The organism is Niabella pedocola (genome assembly GCF_021044425.1).
Lineage (GTDB): Bacteria > Bacteroidota > Bacteroidia > Chitinophagales > Chitinophagaceae > Niabella > Niabella pedocola.
In genome coordinates this window covers 88,053-114,420 of record NZ_JAJNEC010000001.1, presented here as the reverse complement: position 1 = coordinate 114,420, position 26,368 = coordinate 88,053, and the positions used below count along the sequence as shown (strand labels likewise).

Below are 26,368 nucleotides of genomic sequence, written 5' to 3'. Positions count from 1 at the left end.
TAAACCATTTAAACGTAATCAAATGACAGGACTATTGATCATCGCCATTCTCGTATTTATTTATACGTGCTATGTGCTGCTCAAACCCGAAAAGTTTTAAGGAACATGCGGCACATTCACCATTCCCTATTCACTATTTAACCTCTCACAACAACAATGAACACTGAAATCTTAGGCATCATCGTCATGTTTGTTCTTACACTGCTGCTGTCGCTTCCCCTGGGCAGGTATATAGCTAAAGTGTATGGCAACGGGCGCACTTTTTTAGACCCGGTTTTCAATCCTTTGGAACGGCTTCTTTTTAAATGCGGTGGTATCAATCCCCATAAAGAGCAAAACTGGAAACAGCAACTGGTAGCATTACTGGTCATCAATTTGATCTGGTTTTTTCTCGGCATGTTCATCCTGCTCAACCAATCGTGGCTGCCACTCAACCCCGATCATAATCCTAACCAAACGCCTGACCAGGCCTTTAATACCACGATCTCCTTCCTGGTGAACTGTAACCTGCAACATTATTCCGGGGAAACCGGCGTCAGTTATTTCAGTCAGCTTTACCTCATGTTTTTGCAGTTTGTAACTGCTGCTACGGGGATGGCCGCCGCAGCAGCCGTGTTTTATGCATTCCGGAAGGGCACACATCAAACCCTGGGTAATTTCTACAATGCTTTTGTAAAATCCATTACCCGGATCCTGTTACCCATTTCCATCATCATCGGAATGATCCTGATCCTGAATCATACGCCCATGACCTTTGAAGGAAAACAGCAGATGATCACCCTGCAGGGCGATACCACGTATGTATCTACCGGCCCGGTGGCAGCCTTCGTTCCCATCAAACACCTGGGCACCAATGGCGGTGGTTTTTTTGGAGCCAATTCCGCGCACCCACTGGAAAATGTGAACTACATCACCAACATGACGCAGATGATTGCGCAAATGCTCATACCCTTTGCAATGGTATTTGCTTTTGGACAGTTCATTAACCGCAGGAAGCTGGGATGGGCGATCTGGTGCGTCATGACCCTTGGATTCCTGATCCTTTGTATACCCAATATCATTATGGAGATGCACGGCAATCCCAACATCACGGCCATGGGTGTAAGTCCTGCGCTGGGAGCAATGGAAGGAAAAGAGGTACGCTTCGGCGCCCCGTCTTCCGCCTACTGGAGCATCGCCACCACCGTGATCTCCACCGGCTCCATCAATTCCATGCATTCCAGCTATATGCCCCTCAGTGGTATGAATATGTTGCTGGCCATGATGACCAATTGTTTTTACGGGGGATGTGGTGTAGGCATCCTGAATTATTTCATATTCATTATTCTCGCTGTTTTTGTGAGCGGGTTGATGGTAGGGCGCACACCCGAGTTTATGGGAAAAAAAATAGAAGCCCGCGAAATGAAGATCGCCATGATCGTAGCATTGCTCCACCCGCTTTTGATACTGGCCGGCACCGCGCTTGCAGCGGCATTGCCGTCGCAAACAGCATCCACACTCGCCAACCCGGGCTTTCACGGCTTTAGTGAAATGCTTTATGAATATACTTCCAGTGCCGCCAATAATGGCAGCGGGTTTGAAGGGTTGGGCGACAATACGCCCTGGTGGAACATCAGCACTGGTTTTGTACTGATCCTTTCCCGTTACCTGCCCATCATTGGTCCCGTAGCCATTGCCGGGATCCTGGGTGCAAAAAAATACATCCCCGAAAGCGCCGGCACGCTCAAAACAGACACCGCCACTTTTGGATTTATGGTGTTTGCGGTAATTGTGATCGTAGCAGCACTTTCCTTCTTCCCGGCGTTAACATTGGGGCCCATTGCAGAATATTTCGGGATGGGATAGGTTGCAGAATGGAGATTCGAGATTTGAGACGCCAGATTCGAGAATAAATGCGGAACAATGCATTCAACAACAAAAATCTTCACGCGGAATACGGTCTCGCACCTCCATTCACCTACCTCATATCGCGCATCTCAATTCTCGAATCTCGAATCTCAAACCTCAAACCTCGCGTCTTATTAAATTACCGTTCACTTCTCACAACATCTCACAATGAAAAATCAACATACATCGTTATTTCAAAAGGACCAGTTCATTGAAGCGCTGAAGGATTCTTTTGTAAAACTCAGTCCCGCAAAAATGTTCCGTAATCCGGTCATGTTTTTGGTATGGATGGGCACACTGGTTATGCTGGGCGTGTGCATCTGGATCGCCGCTACCGGAAGCAACGGAGCACAGGGCTCCCTGCCTTATAATATCACCATTACTTCCGTTCTTTTTATCACCCTGCTCTTTGCCAATTTTGCAGAGGCTATTGCAGAAGCACGGGGAAAGGCTCAGGCCAATAGTTTGCGTAAAACAAGAGAAGAAACCCCCGCAAAGAAAATAGAACGGGTTGGTGAAATGACTCTGAATGAAATCCGCATCGTACCCTCCTCTACCCTGCAGCTCAATGATGTTTTCATCTGCGAACCGGGCGATATCATCCCCACCGACGGAGAGATCATTGAAGGGCTGGCCACCATCGATGAAAGCGCTATTACCGGCGAAAGCGCGCCGGTGATCCGCGAAGCCGGTGGTGACAAAAGTTCGGTCACCGGCGGTACCAAGGTATTGTCGGATAAAATAAAAGTAAAGGTAACCACCAGGCCCGGCGAAAGTTTCCTGGACAAAATGATCGCCCTGGTGGAAGGCGCCTCCCGTCAGAAAACGCCCAACGAGATCGCGCTTACCATCCTGCTGGCGGGCTTTTCGCTGGTATTTATCATCGTATGCACGACGCTGAAACCCTTTGGAGACTTTGCGCATACCCCCATCGCCATCGCTGCGCTGATCGCGCTCTTTGTATGTTTGATCCCCACCACCATCGGTGGCTTACTCTCTGCGATCGGTATCGCGGGTATGGACCGGGCACTCAGGGCCAATGTGATCACCAAGAGCGGTAAGGCCGTTGAAACCGCCGGGGACATTGATGTGTTGCTGCTGGATAAAACCGGCACCATCACCATCGGAAACCGGAAGGCCACCCATTTCTGGCCGGCCAATGGCACCGGTGCACCGGGCTTTATGGAAGCAGCGGTGCTCAGTTCCCTTGCAGATGAAACACCCGAGGGAAAGTCGATCGTAGAACTGGCCTCCGGCCTGTTAAAAGACAAAAGCTATATTCCGCATATGCAGCAGCAATTTCTGGCGGAACACAGCAGCTATACGCCTGTTCCGTTTACTGCAGAAACCCGCTGCTCCGGGGTAAACTTCAGCGGCATCCATATCCGTAAGGGCGCCATGGACGCCATTACCAGGCTGGTTCAAAAAGCAGGCAATCACATCCCCGAAGAAACCCTTGCCAAAACAAAAGAGATCGCAGGCAACGGCGGCACACCGCTGGTGGTAGCTCAAAACGATACGGTACTGGGGGTTATTGAACTGCAGGACATCATTAAGCCCGGCATTCAGGAACGCTTTGAACGGTTGCGCCGGATGGGTATTAAAACGGTAATGGTAACCGGCGATAACCCACTTACCGCCCGGTTCATTGCAGAAAAAGCCGGGGTGGATGACTTTATTGCAGAGGCCCGGCCAGAAGATAAAATGAACTATATCCGGAAGGAGCAGGCAGAAGGCCGCCTGGTTGCGATGATGGGCGACGGAACCAACGATGCGCCTGCCCTGGCGCAGGCCGATGTAGGCGTAGCAATGAACAGCGGAACGCAGGCCGCCAAAGAAGCCGGCAATATGGTAGACCTGGACAATGACCCTACAAAGCTGATTGAAGTAGTAGAGATCGGAAAACAATTACTGATGACCCGCGGAACGCTCACTACCTTCAGCATTGCCAATGATGTGGCCAAATATTTCGCTATCATACCCGCGTTATTCATTGCCGCCATTCCATCCCTGCAAGGGCTCAATATTATGCGGCTGCACAGCCCCGAAAGTGCGATCCTTTCTGCTGTGATCTTCAATGCCATCATCATTCCCTTACTGATACCACTGGCATTAAAAGGCGTGGCTTACAAACCCATCGGCGCCAGCGCACTGCTGCGAAGGAACCTTTTTATTTACGGACTCGGCGGCATCATCGTGCCTTTTATCGGCATCAAACTGATCGACCTGATGGTAGGACTGCTGTTTTAAAAACACACCCCCCTCCAACATTTCATTATACAGTTCACAAATCCAAAAACACAACAATGAAACAACATATTCTTCCCGCCATACGCCTTACCCTGGTGCTGATGATCCTTTGTGTAGGCATTTATTCACTGCTGCTTTCCGGCTTTGCCCGGCTCACCCCGGAAAAAGGAAGCGGCGAAAAGATCACCGACGGCAATGGCAAAAGCTATTATGCCAACATCGGGCAGCGCTTTGATACAACTATTTATTTTAACTCCCGCCCCTCTGCGGTAGCCTATAATGCTGCCGGAAGCGGTGGCAGCAATAAAGGCCCCAATAATCCCGACTACCTGAAAGAGGTACAGCAGCGGGTTGACGATTTCAAACAAAAAAATCCCGGGGCCTCAATCCCCGCCGATATAGTAACGGCCAGTGGCAGCGGACTGGATCCCGATATTTCCGTTGCCGCCGCAAACGCACAGGTAGCGCGCATTGCAGCCGCCCGCAAACTGTCTCAACAAACCGTACAGCAGCTGGTAAACAAATCGATCGACCGTCCGTTTTTTGGTCCTCAGAAAATAAATGTATTGAAGTTAAATATCGGCCTTGATCAATTAAGCCATTGATCCTTTTTATAACCCGATGACCGCCCCGGCCCTCTTTTAGCGAAGAGGAGCCGCCGGGATCCGGGCCTGCAACCGCCAAAAAACCGGCATCAAAAAAAAGAAAACGTATGCACAGCAAAACAATCCGCAACAGCATTATCTGGCTGGCACTGACAGCCCCGTTTATTGAGCTGCAAAAAGCAGCCGCCCAAACGGAAACCACTCAAAAAGCGCTAACCATCGGCGGCTATGCCGAAGCATTTTACAGTTACGACCTGGGGCAACCTGCCCATCATATCCGCCAGCCCTTTTTGTACAGCTATAACCGTCACAACACGGTTAATATCAACCTGGCCCTGGTTAAAGCCAGCTATACCACAGAACGCACCAGAGGCGCTATAGGACTGATGACCGGTACCTATAGCAACGACAACATGGTTGCCGAAAAAGACGTGCTGAAAAACATTTATGAAGCCAATGCCGGTTTTAAATTATCAAAAAAACGCAACCTCTGGATCGATGCCGGTGTACTGCCCTCGCATATCGGCTGGGAAAGTGCTATCGGCAAAGATTGCCAAACACTAACGCGCAGCATCGCCGCAGAAAATTCTCCCTATTTTGAAACAGGAGCCCGCCTTTCGTATACCACCGATAACGGCAAATGGTATATCAGCGGGCTGATCCTGAACGGATGGCAGCGCATTGAGCGGGTAAACGGGAACAATACCCCCGCATTTGGCCACCAGCTTACGTTTAAACCCTCCGATCAGATAACGCTCAATAGCAGCTCTTTCATCGGCAACGACAAACCAGACAGTGTACGGCAGCGGCGTTACTTTCATGACCTTTATGGTCAGTTCCTGCTGTCGCCGCATTTTTCACTTACCCTGGGATTCGATATCGGTATGGAGCAACAGGCAAAAGGAAGCAGCCGCTACAATACCTGGTATACACCCGTACTCATCACTTCCTGGTTCAATGATCAATGGAACATCGGGTTAAGAGGAGAATATTTTAACGACCCGGCCGGCGTGATTATAGCTGCGGGCACCGGGCAGGGCTTTAAAACACTGGGATACTCCCTTAACATCGACCGGAAGATCACCCGTCAGTTCGTTTGGAGGGTCGAAGGCCGGGGATGGAACAGCCCCGAACCCATCTTTTTTAAGAAGACGCTTCCGGCAAAGAATAACTTTGCATTTACAAGCGCACTTGCATTTTCTTTTTAATAAACGATCATCATGGAAGCAGCAGCGGATTTTTTAAAACTCATTCAGAAAAATAAACGGGGCCGGTTTAAAATATACATCGGTATGAGTGCCGGCGTGGGAAAAACATACCGTATGCTGCAGGAGGCCCATGTGCTGCTGCGCAACGGCATCGATGTACGCATCGGGTATATTGAAACCCATTACCGGGCAGAAACCCATGCGCTGCTGGACGGGTTGCCCGAAATTCCACGACGGCGGCTCTTTTATAAAGGCAAGGAGCTGGAAGAAATGGATACCGATGCCATCATCAGCCTGCGGCCGGAGGTGGTTTTGGTAGATGAACTGGCCCATACCAATATAGAAGGCAGCCGCAATCAAAAACGCTGGCAGGATGTGCGGGAGATCCTCGATGCGGGCATCAATGTGATTTCGGCCGTAAATATTCAGCACATCGAAAGCCTGCACGAAGACATCCGGATCATTACCGGCGTGAACGTAACGGAGCGGATCCCGGACAGCATCATTAAGGAAGCCGATGAAGTAGTAAACATCGACCTGCCGTCCGATGAACTGATCACCCGACTGAAAGAAGGGAAGATCTATAAAAGCGATAAGATCCAGTCGGCACTTACCCATTTTTTCAAACACGATCATATCCTGCAACTGCGGGAACTGGCATTAAAAGAAGTAGCTTCTGCCGTAGAACGGAAGGTAGAGGCCGAAGTGGTAAAGCTTCCCCTGCAGCAGGAACGCTTTATGGCCTGTATCAGCAGCAACGAAAAAACATCCAAGACCGTTATCCGGAAAACCGCGCGCCTGGCCAATTATTACCATAGCAAATGGTATGTGCTGTATGTAGAAACGCCATCGGAAAGTGCGGATAAGATCCGGCTGGACAAACAGCGCTACCTCATTCATAATTTCCAGCTGGCCACCGAGCTTGGGGCGGAGATCATTAAGATAAAGGCCGACCGTATTGCAGCAGCGATTGTGGAGCAGGCCGAGGAGCGGAAAATTACGACCATTTGTATCGGCAAGCCCCATTTGAGTTTGATGCAGGTGATTGCAGCCACCAATATTTTCAGCAATCTTTTAAAAAAACTAAGCGATAGCCAGATCGACCTGGTGATCCTGAGTTAAGGTTGTTCTATTTTTGCCGATGTATAAAAATTAAGCAATGCGTATTCAAAAAAAACTGGCCCTGGGATTGGGTGCGCTTTTTGCGCTGGTGGCCTTCCTGGCCATTCTTTCCGGCTTTTACATCAACCGGCTTTCGGCAGATACCAAGAATATCCTGGTGGCCAATTACAACTCGGTATCTTATTCCCGGGAGATGTTGCTGGCGCTTGATGAGGGGATCTGGTTGCCCCTTATACAGCAAAAATTCGAGGCACAGTTAAAACGTCAGAAAGCGAACATCACCGAGACCAATGAGCTGGAAGCCACCGAGCGGGTGAATGCCGATTTTCAGCAGATCAAAAAGAACCCCGCAGATTCGCAGCTGGTCTACCAGATCCGGAAAGATCTTGCTGCCATTATGCTCTTAAACATGCGCGCGATCCAGCGTAAAAGTGCTATTGCGGGAAAAACAGCCGACAACGCCATCGTGTGGATCGCCGTAAGCGGAACCCTTTGTTTTATGATTGCCTTTACCCTGCTGCTTAACCTTCCCGGCGCCATCTCCAATCCCATCAAAACACTTACTTCAAGCATTCGCAGTATTACTTCCAAAAACTATGCGGAACGGATCTATTACAACAAAGCGGATGAGTTTGGCGATATGGCCAGGGCTTTTAATACCATGGCGCAGAAACTGGAAGAATACAACAACAGCAACCTGGCACGACTGATGAGCGAAAAGCAGCGGATCGAAACGCTGATCAATAATATACACGAACCCGTAATTGGTTTGGATGAAACCAAAAAGGTTATTTTTATCAACGAAGAAGCCGCCCGGATTACCAACACAAGGCCGGCAGATGTACTGGGGAAACCCGTACAGGACCTTGCGGTAAGCAACGACCTGATCCGGATGCTGATCCGGGATTTTTTTGAACCGGTAACCGCACACGAACCGCTGAAAATATATGCCGACAATAAAGAAAGTTATTTCGACAAGGCCATCATCCCCATCAGTATTGTTCCAACCGGCGAAACCGAAGCGCACCACCTGGGAGATGTGATCTTCCTGAAAAACATTACCCCTTTCAAAGAGCTGGATTATGCAAAAACCAATTTTATCGCTACCGTTTCCCACGAGCTTAAAACGCCCATTTCTTCCATAAAAATGAGCGCCCAGCTCCTCGAAAACAACCGCATCGGAAATTTAAATGCGGAGCAAAAAGAGCTGGTGGAAAGCATCCATGAGGATGCCGCACGCCTGTTGAAAATAACCAGTGAATTGCTGAACGTAACCCAGCTGGAAAGCGGCAAACTGCAGTTGCAGCCGGTGCTGTGCCGCCCGGAAGAACTGATCCGTAAGGCGGTACAGATCAATGAAACGGCAGCAGCATCCAGGAATATTCACGTGGAGGTGCGGCAGCCGGAAACCCTTCCTTTTTTAAAGGTGGATACTGATAAAACAGCCTGGATCTTCAGCAATCTGATCTCCAATGCCATCCGTTACAGCCACGAGAACAGCCCCGTTACCATAACCATTGCCGCCGGCAAAGAACACGTGCTTTTCACGGTGAAGGACCAGGGACAGGGCATCGCGCCTTTTTATCTCGACAAAATATTCGACCGCTATTTCCGGATCCCCGGTTCTAAAAAAGAAGGCACCGGCCTTGGGCTGTCTATCAGCAAGGAGCTGATTGAAGCGCAGGGCGGTTCCATTGCCGTACACAGTGAGTTTGGCGCAGGAACGGAATTTGTGGTAACGCTTCCCGTAGCGGACAATAGTTAGCCGGCCTGCTCCCCGGCATTCCCGCTGATCGCAGATTTTGCCTCCTATCTGCCGCAACTTTCGCTTTCTGCATTGCATCCGCTCCGGTTAAAAACAATACATGGCAAACGATGCAAACAACATAGCCCCTGATTTAAGAAAGCCCGTTCCTGAGCAGTATTCAACGCTTCGAAGGCTTTATACTGCAACGTTGCACCGGCCCGGCAAATGCCGTATCTTTAACACATGATTACACCCGAGTTTTACGATAACCTCACCCCCTCTGAGGCAGTTGCGCTTCAAAAGGAATTACGCGAAAAAATAGATTGCACGCCGCTTACCACACCGGTCCGGTATATCGGCGGAGCCGACATATCATTTAATAAATTTGAAACAACGGTATATGCGGGCATCGTTGTACTGAAGTATCCTGAAATGGTGGTACAGGCGCATGCATCGGTTACCTGTACGGTACAATTCCCCTACATTTCCGGGCTACTGGCATTCCGGGAGGTACCGGCACTGTTAAAAGCCTGGGATGCACTGACCTTGAAACCCGATATCCTGGTGCTGGATGGCCATGGCATTGCACATCCCCGGCGGCTGGGCATCGCCACGCATTTTGGTCTTATAATGAACCAGCCCACCATCGGATGTGCCAAAACCCGTCTTACAGGCGTATACCAGGAGCCGGGCAATCATCGTTTTGACCAGGCTCCTTTATTTGATAAACAGGAGCAGATCGGTACTGTTTTGCGTACCAAACCCAACTGCAACCCGGTATTCGTATCCCCTGGAAATAGAGTGGGCATGGATCAAAGCCTGGAGATCATTACCCGATGCTGCGGTAAATACCGTATCCCCGAGCCTACACGGCTGGCGCATATGCTGGTGAACCAGGAGCGGGTAAAGGGAAGCCGGTAGCGGTCAGATTTCAGCTTTCAGACTTGAGATTCGAGATTCCAGACTTGAGATAAGAATCAATGTCGGTTGGGTTAAGGCTGCAGATGCGCAGATCTGGTGCAGGCTTTAATGGTACTCAACAATATCGAAGCGAAGCGCCGCAGGCGCAATCAGCGAATCAGCGGCAATTATAAAAAAAATCACTTAGACAAACGACATTGTATCAAGATTCGGTATTTCCGATTTGGCGGGCGCCCGGGCTGAAATCTGAAAGCCGAAGTCTGAAAGCTGCAAACGGATACTTATATTTGTTCCCTATGAGGTGGACGCATCACAAAAAGACCGTTCTTGTGCTTTCTTCGATCCTGTTGTTTTTCCTGGGCAGCCTGATCATTGTACGGTGCTCACAACCGGATAAAAAAAGCAGGGAAACGCAGGTGGCCAATGACTATGTGGGAGATGCGGCCTGTATCAGCTGTCATAAAAGCGAACATGACCAATGGCAGCTTTCGGATCATTTTAAAGCCATGCAGCCCGCCAATGACTCTACAGTATTGGGCAACTTTAACAACACTTCCTATTCCGCCGATGGCGTTACCTCCCGTTTTTTTAAGAAGGACGGCAAATTCTTTATCAATACGGAAGGCCCGGACGGAAAGCTGCATGACTATGAGATCAAATACACATTCGGATACTATCCCCTGCAGCAATACCTGGTGGAATTTGACCGGGGCCGCATGCAGGCCACCCGACAATCCTGGAACAGCAAAGACAAAAAATGGTTTCACCAGTATGCCGGTCAGAAGCTTGCGGCCAACGACTGGCTGCACTGGACCGGCAACGGGCAAAACTGGAACACCATGTGCGCGGAATGCCATAGTACCAATTTAAAAAAGAACTACAACACCGAAACCGATAGCTATAATACCACCTACAGTGTGCTCACCGTAAGCTGCGAGGCTTGTCACGGACCGGCCAAACAGCATATTGACTATGTGAACGGCAGCGATTACAAACACGGAGATAAACAGGCCGGTTCCTACCTGCGAGCCCCTAAAAACAGCAGTCAGCTGGCAGAGATCCAGACCTGCTTCCCCTGTCATGCCCGCAAAGGAAATATCAGTGCCGATCTGAAAAACAGCACCGAGCTCCTGGATGACTATCTCCCGGAGATCCCATCCACCGAATTCTTTCATGCAGACGGACAGGCAGACGACGAAGATTATACGTACGCGTCCTTTCTTCAAAGCAAGATGTACAAGCATGGGGTTAAATGCAGCAACTGTCATAACCCCCATACCGGCAAACTGCTGATCGCCGGCAACGGGGCCTGCCTGCAATGCCACGACAAAAAATACGATGCGCCGGCACATACCTTTCACGCTGTAAATACGGCTGGTGCCGAATGTAAGAACTGTCATATGCCGGGCAAGTTTTATATGGGCAACGACTGGCGGCACGATCATACCTTCCGTGTACCGCGCCCCGATCTTTCGGTAAAATACGGTACTCCTAATGCCTGCAACAACTGCCATACCAACAAGTCTGCCAGCTGGGCAGAAGCTGCCGTTAATAAATGGTATGGCCCTGCACGCGCCTATCATTTTGCAGAAGACCTGATCCCCGGGAGTAAAATGGATGCCGGCAGCCAGGCCCACCTGATCAAACTGATACAGGATACAGCCACCCCGCCGATCATCCAGGCCACAGCAGTGCATTATTTATCGGGTGTTCAGGGCGGCGACAACCCGGTTGCCGGTGTGCTCCGGGAGCTTCATAATAAAGATGCCCAGGTGCGCTACCGGGCGGTTACCGGTTTAAATAATTTTGCCCCTGCCCTTTGGCGGGATGCGATACAGGAGATGCTAACCGATAAAGTGAGGGCGGTGCGCATTGCTGCAGCCAACCTGGTGCTGGGTGCCAATGATGCCGACCTGATCGCGGGCCTGGGAACCGGTTATACCAATGCATTGGCCGAGCTCAACGACCATGTGCTTTATCAAACGGATTTTGCATCGGGCAATATTATGGCGGCCGATTACTTTTTAAAGCTGAAGAACTATGATAAAGCCGAATCTTTTTACTTGAAAGGGTTGCAGAAAGACAACCAGATGAACTACGCACGGCTGAACCTCTCAACCGTTTATAATATTAAAGGCAATAACCAGGCAGCGTTAAAAACCCTGGAAGAAGCGGCCCGGATCGATCCTAAAAACGACCGGATTTATTTTAATCTTGCGCTGCTGTATAATGAGCTGAACCAGCCGGATAATGTTGAAAAAAGTTTAAAGAAGGCCATTGAACTCAAAACACCAAATCCCAGGGTGTATTATAACTACGCCATTTTATTGCAGCAACGGCAACAATATAAAGAGGCGGAACAACAGTACCTGAAGGGGCTGCAGCTGGCGCCTGCTGATGCAGACATCAATTATGCGCTTTGTGTGCTGCACCTGCAACAGAACAACCCGGCCGCCGCCAAACCTTATGCCGAAACCCTTAAACGGTTCTACCCAGGCGATCAGCGATTTTTCCAGCTTTGGCAGCAATTGGGTATGTTATAAAAAAAGACATGAATAGCTGAAGCGGCCTACCATGACCGGCATTGTTTATTACATGGCCGCGTTGGCAAATCATTCCCGTCTTTCAATATATTAAGCGGCTTTCCCATTTTCCGGTTAACCGGCCGGGCTATACAGATTATTCCCCGGGGATGTAAGTTGCTGCAATACGGCAACACAGGCCGCAAAACGTTCAACGATCATGGCATTGCCGTATAAACAAACAGCCGCATCGCACAATAGACTGCACAATGAGGCTGTTTATACCGGTTTGCTCCCGGCATTTTCCGGGTACACCCGGAGATCGTATCCGATCTTTTTTTTTGATCAGGCGGTTTTGCGATCCGGCCGTTCCAGCAATAAGCTCCATACAATGGCCGCAAGAATGGCCCCGGCAATGGGGGCAACAATAAATAACCAAACCTGGCTCAGTGCTTCCCCACCTTTAAGCAATGCGGGTCCGATGCTACGTGCCGGGTTTACAGAAACACCAGTAATGGGTATGCCCACAATATGGATCAGCACGAGGCTCAGCCCGATACTCAGACCTGCAAAGCCTCCATTGATGTTTTTTGTTGAAGTAGACCCGAGGATCACCAGCAGAAAGATGAACGTAAAGATGATCTCTGCAATCAGACCGCTTTGAAGAGTATATTTTTGCGGAGAAAAATCACCATACCCGTTTTGGCCCAGTCCGCCCAGGTACTCTGCTTTTCCGCTTGCAATAAGCGATAAAATGGCGGCGCCGATGATGGCACCGATGATCTGGGCTAAAATATAATAGGCCGCTTCACCAGCCTTCATCCGTCCCGCTGCCACCATGGCAATGGAGATCGCCGGGTTAATATGACAACCGGATATATGTCCGATCGCATAAGCCATTGCTACCACGCTTAAGCCAAAGGCAAAGGCAATACCCAGCAAACCAACGCCGGTTGTGCCGTCTGCCCCCGCAATTACAGCGCTTCCGCATCCCATAAGCACCAATACCATGGTTCCGATCAGTTCTGCAAAGAACTTCGATACAGCAGTTACTTTCATATGATTTATGTTTTAAAGATGAATAAACGACGTCAAAAAAACACGATCGCCTCATAAGTCTTGCGCTACTTCAATCACTGAAATACTTCCTGAAGATACCAAAACTCCGGAATTGTTCCAATAAATGAACATTTATTTAAAATAAAAAACGGGGATCGGGAAACCGGGCACAACTGTTTTATCCGCTGATCGGCGCGGATCATTTACCAACCATAACCCCTGCGATTTGCCGGAAACAGCACCCGCATTATGGAAAGCGTTTAAACCAGGTGTACCGCAGCAGCACTTCGATCAGCAACAGGGCCAGTGCCGCAAGCACCAGCGGCAGGAACATTTCTTCGGTTTGTTTATACCGGATGATCTCTACTTTTGTCTTTTCCAGTTTATCGATCTGGTTATAAATCGCCTGCAGCGAAGTTTTGTCTACCGCATGATAGTATTGCCCGCCGGTTTGGCCGGCGATCTTTTTTAACAGGTCTTCATCCAGGAAATTCCGCACACCGGATGCCATTTGTTCTTCAGTAAATTCGCTTACACCCAAACCGATACAGTATACCCGCACCTTATTTGCCTTGGCGATCTCCAATGCCATATCCGGATCAATGATACGCGTTGGTGGTGCGTCTTCTTTACCATCGGTCAGCAAGATGATCACCTTTGTTTTACTGCTGCCCTTACTGATGCGGTTTACAGCCGTAGCCAGTCCTTCACCGATGAGGGTACCCGGTTCTAGGTATCCGTCGTCCATCACTTTTAGCCGCATCAGCTGATCGAGCAAGGTAGCTTTATCCGGTGTCAGGGGTACTTTTGTAAAGGCTTCGCCCGAAAAGATAACCAGGCCGATGCGATCCGTTGGCCGGCTCTTTACAAATTCGATGGCCACTTCCTTGGCCACCGTAAACCGACGGGGTTTGATATCCTGCGTCAGCATACTTCCGCTTACATCCATCACCAGCATGATATCGATCCCTTCGCCTTCACTGCGGGTCAGTTCCTGTTGATGCTGCGGCCTTGCCAGTGCGGTTACAAGACAAGCAATTCCGATCAGCCGCAATATAAAGGGCAGGTGCCGGAACCGCGTCCGGAAGGTTCCGGGTATTTTTGCCTGGAGCCCGGAGGTGAGGATTGCACCTTTACCGCGCCTTCCGTTCTTGATATACTGGGCAATCAAAAACGGGATCAGTGCCAGGAAAATAAAATTCTCCGGCCAGATAAATTTTATATTTTGTAACCAGTCGTAAATCATTTTTTATGGATCACTTCGCCGGACTCCGTTACGGAATGTGCGCGTTCTTCTTTTTTTAATTTAGCGGCATGCCGGATGCCCTCTTCAATATGATCAACGCCCTTCTGGATCACTTCATACGCAGACTGTGCTTCTGCGTCTTCCGGGTCGTATTGGGCAAATTTTACCAGGTCACAGAGTGCCAGTACCTGTTCCAGGCTATGATAAAGCGATTCGTCGGTAAACAGCGGTTTTATTTTTTCAACAAGGTCTCCGGAAGTTTGCTGTAACGAGTTTACGCCGGCCCGCTCGGATAAAAAAGCCCGCAGGATCTCCACCAACCGGGCATAAAAGCGGTTCTCCGGCACCTTGGATGCTTTCAGCGCCTCCAGTTGCTGTTTGGCCCTGGCATAGGCACTTTTGTAAACCTTCGCCTCCGCGCGGGGCCTCTTCTCTCCGGTCATCCAGTATACGGCCAGCGTGATCATGATCAGCAACAACGCAACCATGTACCACCATTTTTCAAACTGCTTTCCCAGTTTAAACGGTACGGACCGGATGTCCTGTATATCATGATAGGGCTGGCTGGGATCAAACGGATCGGTAAATACCACATCCATTAAGATAGAAGCCGTTTTTGCTTCAGCACTGAGCACAATCGGCGGAATGGCCCAGCGGCCGGAATCAAAACTGGTGATCCGGAAATACTGCCGTATCACCTGTTGACCGTCCGTATCTTCTTTTGCAATACTGTCTTTTGATAAGAACTCAAAATGAGGAATGGAGTCCAGTTTAAGCGGTTGCACCTTATCAGCGGCCGGGGCCCGTATTTCCAGGGTCAGTAAAACAGGTTCTCCAAGCAGTATCTTATTCTTGTCTACAGAAGCAGTAACCGTAGGTCCCTGCGCGTAAAGCGAAGCATGCAGCCCCACTGTCAGCAGATACAATACCCCAATGATCCAGGCTCCTTTCTTAAACATCCCTTGTTTTACTCTTTATTTAATACTGCCTTTAACCCGGCTTTTAAAAAAGCGGCGCAATACATGAATATAATCATCGCCGGTTTTCAGGTGCAACAGGTCGCTATTGGCTTTTTTAAAAACGGCGGCGCAATAGGCCGTGATCCTGAAAAATTCTTCTTCATATTTGCGACGCACATAAGCATTGCCGGAGTCTACCCACTGAAGCGCGCCCGTTTCTGCATCCATTAACTGAATCAGGCCCGCATCCGGCAATTCCTTATCCATCCGGTCGTATAATTTAATCCCGATGAGGTCATGCTTTTTCCCGGCCACCCGCAGCGCATCTTCATAGTTGGCATCAATAAAATCGCTTAATACAAATGCGATGCATCCCTGCTTCATGGCGTTGGTTAAAAAACGGATCGCCGTAGCGGTACTGGTCCCTTTGCCGGAAGGCTCCACTCCCAGCATTTCCCTTACGATAAATAAGGCATGCTGTCTTCCCTTTTTGGGAGGAATGTACAGCTCTATTTTATCACTGTAAAACACCGCGCCCACCTTATCGGCATTGGCAACCGCGGAAAAAGAAAGTACCGCCGCAATCTCTGCAGCCACATCCCGTTTGCGGCCATAAGAGGTTCCAAACAAACCGCTCCGGCTGATATCAATCAGCAGCATTACCGTTAGCTCCCGTTCCTCTTCGAAGATCTTGCTGTACGGATGCCCGATCCGGGCGGATACGTTCCAATCGATAAAGCGCACATCATCTCCGGGCATGTATTCCCGTACTTCTTTAAATGACATCCCCTTTCCCTTAAAGGCACTATGATATTCACCGGAGAACAATTCTGTTGCCAGCTTCTTGCTTTTGATCTCCAGCTCCCGTACCTTTTTTAATATTTCTTCGCGTGTTCGCAATGATTTTTTGAGATTTGAGATTCCAGATTTGAGCTATCAGCCTTCAACTTTCAGCATTCAGCCTTTAGCGTCCAGACATCCATTAACTATTAACTATTCATCATTCACTATTCACCCATTCACTTCTCACTATTTCCACCTACGGCACATTCACCGCTTTCAGCACTTCATCAATAATATTTTCTGCAGCAATATTTTCTGCTTCTGCTTCATAAGTAAGCCCGATCCGGTGCCGCAGCACATCGTAAATGACACTGCGGATGTCCTCGGGGATCACAAAGCCCCGTTTGTTTAAAAAGGCCTGCGCCTTTCCGGCCAGCGCCAGGTTGATGCTTCCGCGGGGCGATGCACCGTATGAGATCAGGGGAGTCAGTTTTTCCAATTGATAACGTCCGGGGTAACGGGTGGCAAATACAATATCCAGGATATACCGTTCTACTTTTTCATCGAGGTATATGTCGCGTACCAGGCTCTTGGCGTCCAGTATTTCCTGGATGTTCACCACCGGCCGGATGGGCGGCAGCCGTTCTCCCTGCACATTATGCCGTAAGATGAGCTGTTCCTCTTGCATTTCAGGATAGCGCACGATCACTTTCATGATAAAACGGTCTACCTGGGCCTCCGGCAGCGGGTACGTTCCCTCCTGCTCCAACGGGTTTTGGGTAGCCAATACCAGGAAGGGATCATCCAGTTTATAGGTATGATCCCCAATGGTCACCTGCCGCTCCTGCATCGCCTCCAGCAGTGCCGACTGTACCTTTGCGGGCGCCCGGTTGATTTCATCCGCAAGAATAAAATTTGCAAAAATGGGTCCCCGGCGTACTACAAATTCATTTTGCTGCTGGTTATAGATCAGCGTTCCGATCACATCGGCCGGCAGCAGGTCCGGCGTAAACTGGATCCGGTTAAAATCGGCCTGTATGGCCGTAGCAAGGGATTTGATCGTAAGCGTCTTTGCCAGTCCCGGTACACCTTCCAGCAGCACATGTCCGTTGCTGAGCAGCCCGATCAGTAAGCGGTCCAGCATATGATGCTGCCCTACAATGACCTGACCGATCTCCTTGCGCAATGCATCTACAAAATAGCCGGCTCCAACGATCTTTTCATTTAGCTGCCGTATTTCTTCTCCTGTTTTTGCCATAATGTTTTTGAGATTTGAGATTCCAGTTTTCAGTTTCCAGATTTGAGATTTGAGATTCGAGATTCGAGATTCGAGAATTGAGATGTACCTGATCATCCGGCAATCCATTAACGATTCACTATTCACCGTTGACTATTCGCCATTGCTTATTCACTACTCTCTCCCTTTCTGCAAATAACCTGCCGGAATGAGCTGTTCTTATTGTTCATTCCAATGCGCGTATCATTGTGCTTCCTTTTTTATCAGGAAAGATACTTCCCCACCACCGGCATTCTTCTACCCGGCCCAAAGGCTTTATAACTCACCCGGATGATGGGACAAAATTGTTTTCGCTTGTATTCATTCCGGTTCACCATCTTCAGGATCCGGTCAACCAGCGCCGCATCGTATCCCATGGCGGCTATTTCTCTTGGGCCCTTCCGCCCTTCAATATATTCCACCAGGATGGTATCCAGGTCTGCATAATCCGGTAAACTATCGCTATCTTTTTGTCCGGGGCGCAGTTCGGCGGAAGGCGGCTTGGTAATGATATTCTCCGGGATCACCTCGCCGTTCCGGTTAATGTACCGGGCCAGCGCGTACACCTGTGTTTTATATACATCGCCCAACACACCGATCCCTCCCGCCATATCACCATACAACGTACCATAACCGGTTGCCAGTTCACTTTTGTTGGATGTATTCAATAAAATAGGTCCAAATTTGTTAGACAACGCCATCAGCAGGTTTCCGCGACTGCGGCTCTGGATGTTTTCCTCCGCCACGCTGAACGGCAGATCTTTAAAAACAGGGCTCAGTTCCTGGAGAAAGACATCATAAATGGGCTTGATGGGTATTATATTATAGGGGTTGCCCAGATTTTGGCTCAACTGTTCGGCATCTGAAACAGAATGCCCCGTAGAATACTGCGAGGGCATAAGGATGGCCCACACATTTTCTCTGCCAAGCGCAGCCACCGCCAATGCCTGCACCAGGGCGCTATCAATTCCCCCGGATGCACCAAGAATGGCCTTGGTAAAACCCATTTTTGTAAAATAATCTTTAATCCCCAGTACCAATGCCTGGTAGATCTCTTCAATATTTTTTTCATCCGACAGGTACTCCAGGGTATTCTTCCCCAATCCCACTTCAGACGCTGAAAAAAATATGGGTGTTTCTGCGGCCGCCTGCATCGGGTTTGCCAACAGTGTATCCAGTTCCACTACGTAAAAATCTTCCTCAAAATACCGGCATTCTTGTATCTTATTACCCGCGTTATCATACACCAGGCTTCCGCCATCAAACACCACTTCGGTTTGAGAGCCAACGGTATTGCAATAAATCATCGGCAATCCATACTTCAGTGTATGCGCTTTTACAATGCTGTTGCGTACCACATCCTGGGCATAATTATAGGGAGAGGCAGAAAGATTGATCATCAGATCCGGCGCCCCCTTTATCAGCTCATCCATCGGCGTTATACCGTACAGCGGGTTTTCCCCCATATTCCAGATATCCTCACAAATGGTAACGGCCAGTTTTTTACCGCGGAACTCCAGTACATTCCAGCAGTCCGCGGGTTCAAAGTACCGGTATTCATCAAAAATATCATAATTAGGCAGTAAGGTCTTATGTACCACTCCTTTAACCAATCCGTCTTCCAGCAGGAACGCCGCGTTAAAAAGATCTTTGCCCTCTGTTTTTTCATTGCGGCAGGGTGCCCCGATGAGCACACCGATGCCGGATGTATGCGCGGCGATCGCCTCCACCGCCGTTTCACAGGCAGTAATAAAATCATCAAATTCGAGAAAATCCTGTGGCGGATACCCGCATACACACAATTCTGTAAACACTACAAGATCCGCCCGCTGTTCCTTCGCCTGCCGGATGGCAGCAATGATCTTCCCGGTATTCACTTCAAAATTGCCGATATGATAATTCTGTTGCGCTAGAGCGATTCTCATGAAACATCCTTTAATAGTTACAAATGTAACCTTATGAGAACAAAGAATAAAGCCAAATATACTTTAACATTCTCTATAGACATTTTTGTCGCCGTGCCTCGAAAAGATTACTTATATTGTCCTGCTTCTATTGGTTAAATTTAAAATCCCTTTTATGAAAACGTTGTCGGAACTGACGGATCCGGTGTATCGGACCCGCAACTCTTTTAATGCTTATGAGCGATTTTGGCTGAAATGGATGAATGATAAAAGGGATCTTCCGTTTATCCGGCTGTTAACGGTCATTCACTTAACCGTAATTCCTGCTGCAATCCTGCTTTTTACGCCGTTGCTTACAGGATGGACCTGGTGGGCGGTGGCAGTACCCTATTTTTACGTAGCCCAGTTTTATTTTAAAGGGCGGTTTGGACTGATGTTCCATTGCCTTTGCCACCGGAAAACCTTCCGGCCGGCTTATCAGCAAGCGGCGCATACCTATATTACCTGGGTTCTTTGTCCGCTGTTTGGCCACGCACCCGAAGGCTATTTCAGTCATCATATGGGCATGCACCACGTAGAAAACAATAATGAACACGACGACAGCAGTACAATGAATTATCAGCGTGACAGCCTGCTGAGCTTTTTTGCATATTTCTTTAATTTCATATTTACAGGGGTAAAAGATACGTTTCAATACCTCACCAAACGCAACCGCCGAAAGCTGGCAAGACGGCTCAGTTTTGGCGAGATTACGTACCTGGTATTTTGTGTGCTGATGTGTTTTGTAAACCTAAAAGCCACGCTGGTGGTGTTTATTGTTCCTCTTGTATTTGCACGTTTTGTGATGATGCTGGGCAACTGGACACAGCATTCATTTATTGACCGTACGGATCCGGAAGACCTTTATACCAATTCCATCAATTGCATCAATACGCAGTATAACCATATTTGCTGGAATGACGGGTATCATATCATTCATCACCTGCGCCCGGGATTGCATTATACGGAAATGCCGGGTGAATTTATGAAACGCAAGGATGAATTTGCTTCACGGAAAGCCATTGTGTTTGACGGAATTCATTACCTGCATATTTTTATTTACCTGATGACCAAGCAATACAATAAACTTGCGGATAACCTCGTGAACATTAACAACATGTTCGAATCCCGCGAACAGGCGATCGCTTTGATGAAGGAGCGCACCCGGCGGATTATCAAGTTTCCAGTAACCGAGGTTTCACATAGAAAGCAAGTTAGTTTAATAGAAGGCGGGCGTATATGATATGTTTCTAGTTTAACGTTTAAAGTTTCAGGTTCCAGGTTTAACGTTTGAGGTTGGTTCTGATTGAATGAATGTTAAAATGACGGGACCGCATCGTGCTTCACAGCGGAACTACCGTGAAACCTTGAACCTCAAAACAGGAACAGCAGTTCTTACTGTACCACCTTATTAGCGCAGCAGGAACTGGCAAAAGCTTCCGGTTTGGCTTTAAACGCAAACCCCATCCCGGTAATATAACCGATAGCCTCCCGGAGCGCATCATTGCTCTTGTACATCGGGTCGGTATTGATGTCTACATGCACTTCCATATCCACCTGGTGGGTATTAAAAACACCACTGAGGGCATAGGCCACTTCAATGCTGCGCGCCACTTCCACCATCATCCGCTGGCGGATACTCATTTTCTCCCGTGTTGTTTCATTATTGAGGTACATAAAACCACCGCGTCCTTTCCGGATAAATACGATGGCTGTTGCAAATTCGGTATCGGCGCCCTTTACCTGGCTATCCGTACCAATGCATACCTTTAGCTGACTGCCCAGCTGACGCTCGCGCCGGATCACGTCAAGCAGTTCCTCTTCGATATAAGTAGTAATTCTTTCACCGGTCAGTTTCCTCCATTGTTTTGTTTTATTATGCATATGAATCTGGTTTTATCTGTTTATGAAACACACCTCGATCCTCCACTCATAAATCCTCAACTGGAAAATTTTCAGAAAATTATCAAATCTGCCCGGTCGGGAATAAAAAATATTTTCCACCTTCCCCAAAAATTTGTGGAAAACTATGTCCGGCCCTTAATATTTGAGTCATATTGTACCAGCGGCTGCCTGCTTTCAGCTAGCTGCGTTCGGTCTTAGCCCGAATACCGTAGCCGGAACGCCACCCGAGGAAAAATCCAGCACAGGGCACAGTCGGTTTCTTTCATCAGCTAGCAGCGTTCAGCATAAAAACCGGAATAAGGAACCGGAGTACAGTACGGCCTTTCACTGCAAACTGATGGTTGAAGCTGAAAACTGATCGCTAATCCTAAAACAACGTCCCCTGCTGCCCCGGCCGGCGGAAGGCCCGCTGATCCATACCGGTTTCACCTTCATTCATGTGGTACAGCTTCCCGTATTTGGCATACTGTTGTGCTACGATCTGGGCGATGCTTCCCTCCCCGCGCATCCGGAGTCCCCAGCGGGAATCGTTTACCGTTCCGTTATGACTTTGCTCGATCAGATGCCAGATCTTATCCGCCCGGTCTGGGAAATTTTTATACAGCCAGTCGTGAAACAGGAATTTTATAGCACCATTCAGCCGGATAAAGGTATAGGCCGTAAATGTAGCGCCCCTTTCGGACGCCGCTTTCATGATGCGCTGCATTTCGTGCTCATTAAGCCCCGGGATCATGGGCCCCATCATAATACCCATGGTTACACCTGCGTTGCTCAGCTCCTCAATAACTTTTAACCGCTGTAATGCGGTCGTTGTACGGGGTTCCATTACCCGGCGCAGGTCTTCGTTAAACGATGTAATGGAAACCATCGCCCGCACGATGTTTTTCTTTGCCATCTCCTGCAGTACATCCTTATCCCGGAGGATGCCCGCATTTTTGGTAAGGATCCCCACCGGCTGGTTGAATTCGTTGCATACTTCCAGGAGGCCGCGTGTAAGCCGGTATTTTTTTTCTGCCGGCTGATAGCAATCGGTGTTCCCGCTCAGCATAATCGGGATGGGCTCCCACTTGGGGTGCATCAGCTGCTTGCGCAGTAACTGCGGCGCATTTTTTTTTACGATGATCTTGCGTTCAAAATCCAGCCCCGCGCTGTATCCCCAGTATTCATGCACATTACGCGCATAACAATAAATACAGCCATGTTCACAACCCGCATAGGCATTCATGCTATACCCCATTCCTACATCCGGACTCTCCACTTTATTTACAATGGTCTTCGCCTCCTGTTCCAGGTATTGAGTAGACACATTCACTTCTTCCCAGTCATCAATGCCTTCTATATGCTCTTTTACCCGTTCATTTTTAAGAAACCGGTTGGGCGTGTTGATCTGCGCTCCCCGGCCCTGCAGGTATTGCTGCTCTTCTTCTTTTTTTGAAACCGATACTTTAAAGTGATCCTGCTGTAATTTCTTTTCCATGGTAGCGTTTTTTGTTCAGGGTTTAAGGTTTCATGTTTAAGGGCAGATCCGTTTCTGCCTCGATGGGCAACCCCATTTTCACCCACGAATCTATCTGTATTCAAATTCCAATAAGGTTCCAGGTTCGGTTCCGTTTTATGACCGCCGCTCTATTCCCCATTCACGATTCAATGCCGTTTCCTTAAACTACTTTTATGGTTGCCACAGATACGCTGATTGCGCCTGCGGCGCTTTTCTGCGACATTGTTGCCGTTAAAGCCCATACCAAATCTGCGCAACTGCCCCGATGGGCAACCCCATTTTCACCCACGAATCTATCTGTATTCAAATTCCAATAAAGGTTCCAGGTTCGGTTCCGATTTATGCCCGCCGCTCTATTCCCCATTCACGATTCAATACCGTTCCCCTAAACAATTTTATGATTTCCGCGGGTACGCTGATTACGCCCGCGGCGTTTTTTTGCGACATTGTTGCCGTTAAAGCCGATACCAAATCTGCGCAACTTGTCACGCACCGGGCGTGATCTGCGGCTTTAAGGCAACGACATTGATTCTTTATTGCCTATTTGCACATTTACACATCTTCAAATTTTAAAATTCAAAACATCACCCCCTGCTTCGGCAATAAGGGCCGGCCGGCAAATACAAAACGTTCTACCGTTTTATAAGGAGTGTTTTCGTCGGCCCTTTTTAAAAGCGTCATGGCATTCGCCATAAATTTTCCGCTGAACGATTTATCCCGGTACTCCAGCCACCCCGCTTCGTACTGCCAGGGTTTTAAGCGTCGCGCAATGGTGATATGCGGTTCCAGGATAAAATGCGGCTTGTTATCTTTGTCCATTTTCATTAATGCCTGACTGTCTGTCCGGATGCTTTTCACCAGGTTTTGAATACCGGTTTTCGTAGCCACATTCAAATAGATGGTGTGCGAGGGAAAGCTCCCGTAATCCGTTAGCTCTACACAAAAAGGCAACCATTCGGCCGCCTTGTTACGAAGTTTCTGGCGGATGCGGTCCTCCGCTCCTTCAAATTGTGTAAACCGCACCAGCGTCAGATGCGGTTTGCCCCGGACCGCCTCCGGGGCTTTGTACTTTTCAAAAAAAGACTGCTTTTCCAGCCGGATACGGTTGAAAAGGTCTTCGTGAGGTGTAATCAATAACAGGTATTCAGCAACGGCCACCGCTTTTACAGATTCTATCGCTTGCATAAAAACAGTTTTACACAAAGCTAAATTAATTAGCTTTAAAATACTAATATTTTTAGTAGTTTATTTCAAAAAAAATCCCTGGGGATTCTTAATTGAATTTTGAAGGAGCAATCATCTCAAACTCGGGGATCTCCACCGAAAAAAGCTGCTGGCTGTTTTGATTTTCCATTTCATAACTGCCCTTCATTTTGCCCATTTCCGAACGCAGGTTACAACCGCTCATATACTGGTAGGTTTCCCCGGGCATCAGTACCGGTTGCACGCCTACCACACCTTCTCCTTCCACCTGGCGGTAGCTGCCGTTACTGTCGAAAATATACCAGCTGCGCCGCAATAATTTTACGGAAAACGGGTTGTAGTTCTCCAGGGTGATGCGATAAGCAAACATAAATTCAGACTGCAATGCATTGCTGTATTCCGGTTGAAAGAATACTTCTACAGTTACATGAATACCTGCCGAAATTAAACTGCTCATTTACGGGAGTTTTGGTAAATATAGCATTTTTTAACGGTCTTCCCATTTATTGTGGAGGCAGATTCTCCTACCTTTGCAGCATTATTGAGCTTGTTAAATGGATTCACCTATTTAATTTTTTTAGGTAATAAATTATTATAGTCTGAAACCCAATAATATTTAACACGGCTTTTATTCAACCAGCATCAAATCATTAAAAGTAAATCAACGTTCTTCATGAAAATTGCAGTAGCAAAAGGCGACGGTATCGGTCCGGAAATCATGGACGCAGTAATTACCATTTTTAAAGCAGCAGACGTACCCCTGGAATATGATTATGTAGACATGGGAAAATGGGTGTTTGACAAAGGCTTTAACAACGGGATGACGGACGATGCGAAGAAAACCATCGAGGCGTTGGGTATTTTATTTAAAGGCCCGATGGAAACCCCTAAAGGGAAAGGTGTTAAAAGTATTAATGTAACCGCCCGCAAAACATGGAATACGTATGCCAACAAACGTGTATTTCAGACCCTGCATGGCGTAGATACGGTTTTCAGCAAGGCCGGCATTCCTATCGACATCACCATTGTACGTGAAAATATCGAAGATACCTATGGTGGTATTGAGCACATGCTGACGCATGATGTAGCCCTTAGCCGCCGTTTCATTACCCGGCCCGGAAGCATGCAGGTGATCCGCTATGCCTTTGAAATGGCCCGGCAGAAAAATGCACGCAGGATCACCTGTGGTCATAAGGCCAATATTATGAAGATAACCGATGGCCTGTTTCTCGAATGCTTTTATGAGGTAGCAAAAGAATACCCCGAACTGAAGGCCGATGATGTGATCGTGGATGACCTTTGTATGAAACTGGTGGTACAGCCCAATAATTTTGATGTGGTGGTACTCACCAACCTGCAGGGAGATATCGTGTCGGATCTGTGCGCCGGGCTGGTGGGCGGATTGGGCTTTGCGCCTTCTGCCAACATCGGTGATCATATCTGCATCTTTGAAGCCGTACACGGAACGGCTCCGGACATTGCCGGTAAAAATATTGCCAACCCCACCGCACTGTTGCTCAGCGGTATCGCGATGTTGCGCCACCTGGGATTACTGGAAAAGGCGGGCCAGATCGAAAATGCATTGCTTTACACCCTGGAGCAGGGCGTGCATACCGGCGATTTCGGCGACAAATCCATCCCCTCGGTAAATACCACTGCATTTGCCGATGCGGTGATTGCCAACCTGGGTAAAAAGCCGGAGCAAAATGCCAAGCCCGAACTGGCGGATGTGGCCAGCTCCTGCACCGTATTGCACCTGGACAAAAACGTAATGCTGGAATCGAAGGAAACCAGCCAGGAAAAAATTGTGGGGGTAGACCTGTTCATCGAAAGCTCCGAACTGCCGGAAGTGATCGCAAAAAAATGCCAGCGCCACGCAGGGGTAAAATTCAATATTGTAAACGTAAGCAACCGCGGTACGCAGGTATGGCCTACGGGCTCGGTGTATACCAACCTGGTAAACCAGTATAACGTGCGTTTTGAAAGCATCGACGATCATTCACTGACACAGCAGGATGTGATCGGACTTTATGTGAGCCTGAGCGGCGACTTTAAGATCTGTTCGCTGGAACTGCTCAACGAGTGGGATGGCAAAAAAGCATACAGCCTGGCACAGGGGCAATAGAGCTCAATACTGCTCTGGGATATATTTATAAAATGTAGGAATGCGGCAGATGGGCTTATTTGCCGATTCAATTCTAAATGCTGAATAATAGCCGCAAAAGCGCAAATAG

Annotated in this window: 21 protein-coding genes; 11 read left to right on the top strand and 10 right to left on the bottom strand. The window is 48.5% G+C overall.

Annotation, left to right across the window (positions count from 1 at the left end; translation table 11 throughout):
• The first annotated feature begins 22 nt into the window (after nt 1–22).
• The 9 genes from kdpF to LQ567_RS00450 all read left to right on the top strand — a co-directional run bounded on the left by kdpF (nt 23) and on the right by LQ567_RS00450 (nt 12,283).
• Nucleotides 23–100, top strand: coding sequence for a K(+)-transporting ATPase subunit F (kdpF, locus tag LQ567_RS26240; RefSeq protein ID WP_366914029.1), 78 nt, complete (start codon nt 23–25; stop codon nt 98–100).
• Nucleotides 101–156: 56 nt separating this feature from the next.
• The gene (gene kdpA, locus LQ567_RS00485; RefSeq protein WP_231002044.1) at nt 157–1,845 is read left to right on the top strand and encodes a potassium-transporting ATPase subunit KdpA; all 1,689 of its coding nucleotides are present in this window, start codon (nt 157–159) and stop codon (nt 1,843–1,845) included.
• A 210-nt stretch (nt 1,846–2,055) separates the two neighbouring features.
• The gene (gene kdpB / locus LQ567_RS00480; RefSeq protein ID WP_231002042.1) at nt 2,056–4,137 is read left to right on the top strand and encodes a potassium-transporting ATPase subunit KdpB; all 2,082 of its coding nucleotides are present in this window, start codon (nt 2,056–2,058) and stop codon (nt 4,135–4,137) included.
• Nucleotides 4,138–4,193: 56 nt separating this feature from the next.
• Nucleotides 4,194–4,742 carry a potassium-transporting ATPase subunit C gene (locus tag LQ567_RS00475; RefSeq protein ID WP_231002040.1) on the top strand — a complete coding sequence of 183 codons (549 nt, stop codon included), beginning with the start codon at nt 4,194–4,196 and terminating at the stop codon, nt 4,740–4,742.
• 107 nt (nt 4,743–4,849) lie between these two features.
• On the top strand, nt 4,850–5,950 hold the full coding sequence (locus tag LQ567_RS00470; protein WP_231002038.1) for a porin: 1,101 nt from the start codon (nt 4,850–4,852) through the stop codon (nt 5,948–5,950).
• Nucleotides 5,951–5,962: 12 nt separating this feature from the next.
• Nucleotides 5,963–7,072: a sensor protein KdpD gene (locus LQ567_RS00465; protein WP_231002037.1), complete on the top strand. Its 1,110-nt coding sequence runs from the start codon at nt 5,963–5,965 to the stop codon at nt 7,070–7,072.
• A 37-nt stretch (nt 7,073–7,109) separates the two neighbouring features.
• Nucleotides 7,110–8,837, top strand: coding sequence for a sensor histidine kinase (locus LQ567_RS00460; protein ID WP_231002035.1), 1,728 nt, complete (start codon nt 7,110–7,112; stop codon nt 8,835–8,837).
• 225 nt (nt 8,838–9,062) lie between these two features.
• Nucleotides 9,063–9,740 carry a deoxyribonuclease V gene (gene nfi, locus LQ567_RS00455; RefSeq protein ID WP_231002033.1) on the top strand — a complete coding sequence of 226 codons (678 nt, stop codon included), beginning with the start codon at nt 9,063–9,065 and terminating at the stop codon, nt 9,738–9,740.
• Between the two features lie 296 nt (nt 9,741–10,036).
• Complete coding sequence (locus LQ567_RS00450) at nt 10,037–12,283, top strand: tetratricopeptide repeat protein (RefSeq protein WP_231002031.1); 2,247 nt, start codon at nt 10,037–10,039, stop codon at nt 12,281–12,283.
• 324 nt (nt 12,284–12,607) lie between these two features.
• On the opposite strand, the gene aqpZ is transcribed toward LQ567_RS00450, so the two are convergent.
• The 6 genes from aqpZ to LQ567_RS00420 all read right to left on the bottom strand — a co-directional run bounded on the left by aqpZ (nt 12,608) and on the right by LQ567_RS00420 (nt 19,510).
• A complete protein-coding gene (aqpZ, locus tag LQ567_RS00445; RefSeq protein WP_231002029.1) occupies nt 12,608–13,321 on the bottom strand; it encodes an aquaporin Z in 714 nt (237 codons plus the stop codon).
• A 247-nt stretch (nt 13,322–13,568) separates the two neighbouring features.
• On the bottom strand, nt 13,569–14,567 hold the full coding sequence (locus LQ567_RS00440) for a vWA domain-containing protein (RefSeq protein WP_231002027.1): 999 nt from the start codon (nt 14,565–14,567) through the stop codon (nt 13,569–13,571).
• The gene (locus LQ567_RS00435; protein WP_231002026.1) at nt 14,564–15,526 is read right to left on the bottom strand and encodes a BatD family protein; all 963 of its coding nucleotides are present in this window, start codon (nt 15,524–15,526) and stop codon (nt 14,564–14,566) included. Before LQ567_RS00435 ends, LQ567_RS00440 begins: the two co-directional genes overlap by 4 nt.
• A gap of 15 nt (nt 15,527–15,541) precedes the next feature.
• Complete coding sequence (locus LQ567_RS00430; RefSeq protein WP_231002024.1) at nt 15,542–16,426, bottom strand: DUF58 domain-containing protein; 885 nt, start codon at nt 16,424–16,426, stop codon at nt 15,542–15,544.
• Between the two features lie 139 nt (nt 16,427–16,565).
• Complete coding sequence (locus LQ567_RS00425; protein WP_231002022.1) at nt 16,566–17,567, bottom strand: AAA family ATPase; 1,002 nt, start codon at nt 17,565–17,567, stop codon at nt 16,566–16,568.
• A 242-nt stretch (nt 17,568–17,809) separates the two neighbouring features.
• Nucleotides 17,810–19,510 carry an NAD+ synthase gene (locus LQ567_RS00420; RefSeq protein ID WP_231002019.1) on the bottom strand — a complete coding sequence of 567 codons (1,701 nt, stop codon included), beginning with the start codon at nt 19,508–19,510 and terminating at the stop codon, nt 17,810–17,812.
• A 154-nt stretch (nt 19,511–19,664) separates the two neighbouring features.
• On the opposite strand from LQ567_RS00420, the gene LQ567_RS00415 reads away from it, so the two are divergent.
• Nucleotides 19,665–20,771 carry a fatty acid desaturase family protein gene (locus tag LQ567_RS00415; RefSeq protein WP_231002017.1) on the top strand — a complete coding sequence of 369 codons (1,107 nt, stop codon included), beginning with the start codon at nt 19,665–19,667 and terminating at the stop codon, nt 20,769–20,771.
• A 152-nt stretch (nt 20,772–20,923) separates the two neighbouring features.
• Here LQ567_RS00415 and LQ567_RS00410 read toward each other — a convergent pair whose 3' ends face one another.
• The 4 genes from LQ567_RS00410 to apaG all read right to left on the bottom strand — a co-directional run bounded on the left by LQ567_RS00410 (nt 20,924) and on the right by apaG (nt 24,591).
• The gene (locus LQ567_RS00410) at nt 20,924–21,412 is read right to left on the bottom strand and encodes a ribonuclease H-like YkuK family protein (protein WP_231002016.1); all 489 of its coding nucleotides are present in this window, start codon (nt 21,410–21,412) and stop codon (nt 20,924–20,926) included.
• Nucleotides 21,413–21,800: 388 nt separating this feature from the next.
• A complete protein-coding gene (locus LQ567_RS00405; RefSeq protein ID WP_231002015.1) occupies nt 21,801–22,910 on the bottom strand; it encodes a PA0069 family radical SAM protein in 1,110 nt (369 codons plus the stop codon).
• Between the two features lie 597 nt (nt 22,911–23,507).
• Entirely contained in the window at nt 23,508–24,116 is a 609-nt protein-coding gene (locus tag LQ567_RS00400; protein ID WP_231002013.1) for a 2'-5' RNA ligase family protein, read from the bottom strand.
• A gap of 88 nt (nt 24,117–24,204) precedes the next feature.
• Nucleotides 24,205–24,591, bottom strand: coding sequence for a Co2+/Mg2+ efflux protein ApaG (gene apaG / locus LQ567_RS00395; protein WP_231002012.1), 387 nt, complete (start codon nt 24,589–24,591; stop codon nt 24,205–24,207).
• A 216-nt stretch (nt 24,592–24,807) separates the two neighbouring features.
• Between apaG and LQ567_RS00390 the strand changes: the two genes are divergently transcribed.
• Entirely contained in the window at nt 24,808–26,259 is a 1,452-nt protein-coding gene (locus tag LQ567_RS00390; RefSeq protein ID WP_231002010.1) for an NADP-dependent isocitrate dehydrogenase, read from the top strand.
• The last annotated feature ends 109 nt before the right edge of the window (nt 26,260–26,368 follow it).